This window comes from Methylomonas rivi (assembly GCF_024505165.1).
GTDB classification, from domain to species: Bacteria; Pseudomonadota; Gammaproteobacteria; order Methylococcales; family Methylomonadaceae; genus Methylomonas; species Methylomonas rivi.
In genome coordinates this window covers 1-1708 of sequence record NZ_JANIBK010000293.1, presented here as the reverse complement: position 1 = coordinate 1708, position 1708 = coordinate 1, and the positions used below count along the sequence as shown (strand labels likewise).

The window sequence follows — 1708 nt, the reverse complement described above, 5'->3', positions numbered from 1 at the left end:
ATCCGCAGCGTGCTGCGGCCCGAACGCATCATCAACGGCTACGGCCCCACCGAAACCCTCATCACCCCGTTGGCCTGGCAAGCCGACGACAGCGACTGGAGCGGCTACGCCCCCATCGGCCAGGCCGTCGGCGAACGCACGCTGTATGTATTGGACCGGGATTTGAATCCACTACCGCCGGGTGCCATTGGCGAACTGTACATCGGCGGCCCCTGTCTGGCCCGAGGCTATCATGGCCGACCGGACTTGACCGCCGAACGCTTTATTCCGGATCCCTTCGCCGCCGACGGCAGCCGGCTGTATCGTACCGGCGACCGGGTGCGTTTCCGTCCCGACGGCGTCGTTGAATACCTCGGCCGCGCCGACCAACAGATCAAACTGCGAGGCTACCGCATCGAACCCGGCGAAATCGAAGCCGCCTTGCGGCAACTGCCCGGCATCGGCGATGCCTACGTCATGCTCAGAGACGACCACGGCCGCCGCTACCTGGCCGCCTATCTGGAGCAAAACGCCACCGAAGCGACCGAACAAAACCCCGAAGTGGCCGACGATCGCTCTACAGATCCCGCAACACCCAGCCTAAGTCCGGCCGTCATCCAAACCGAACTGAGCCAACGCCTGCCGGACTACATGGTACCGGCCAAAATCGTCCTGCTGGATCGCCTGCCGCGCACCGCCCACGGCAAAGTCGACCGTCGTCGTCTGCCCGTGCCCGACGTCAGCGAAACCAGCGCCCCGCAAGCGCCGACCAATGCCAGCGAACGCCTGCTGCTACAGCTCTGGCAAGACCTGCTCGGCCGGCAAAGCCTCGGTATCCGCGACAACTTCTTCGAACTGGGCGGCGACTCCATCATCTCCATCCAGTTGGTCAGCCGTGCCCGTGCCCAAGGCTTGCAATTCACCCCCAAAGACCTGTTCCAGCACCAGACCATCGAAAGCCTAGCCCGCGTCGCCGTGCACGCCGACCGCCAAACCGCCGCGATAGACGCCGCCGCGCAACAGCCTGCCAGCGGCAACGCCCCGCTATTACCGATTCAGCACACCTTCTTCGCGCAAAACCTGCCCAAGCCGCAGCACTGGAACCAATCCCTCTTGCTGCAAACCCGGCAAGCCCTCGATCTCGACCACCTGCAACAAGCCCTGGAGCAACTGATCGCTCACCACGACAGCCTGCGCCTGCGCTACCGGCATCACGACGGCCAATGGCTACAATACTACCAGCCCGCCGACCAAGCACAGGCGATGGAAACCAGCCATACCTTCCAAACAAGTCACGACGGATCGGCGGCCAGCGTGCTCGACCGCCATTCCGTGATCACGGTAGACGGCATCACCGGCATCGCCCAACAAGCCCAACGCAGTCTCAACCTGCAACACGGCCCCTTGTTCAAAGCCGTGCATATTCCCGTGGACGACGGCAGCGAACGCCTGCTGCTGATCGGCCACCACCTGATCGTCGACGCCGTCTCCTGGCGCATCCTGCTGGAAGATCTGCAAAGCCTCTACCAGCAAATGCAACAAGGCCAAACCCCGCAACTGCCGGCCAAAACCGCCAGCTACCAAGCCTGGGGCAAGGCACTGCAACGTTATGCCGAAAGCCGACACCTACAAGCCCAACAAGGCTACTGGCACGCACAGACCGCAAGCGCAGGCCCAACCCCGGCGCCAACCTGGCCCTGCGACCACCCGCAAGGCCGCGCGCAAAACC

The 1708-nt window shown here is 63.8% G+C and carries 1 protein-coding gene; it reads left to right on the top strand.

Features of this window, described 5'->3' with window-relative positions; all coding sequences use genetic code 11:
• A partial coding sequence (locus tag NP596_RS21220; protein WP_256617373.1) for a condensation domain-containing protein occupies window positions 1–1708 on the top strand: 1708 nt, incomplete at both ends.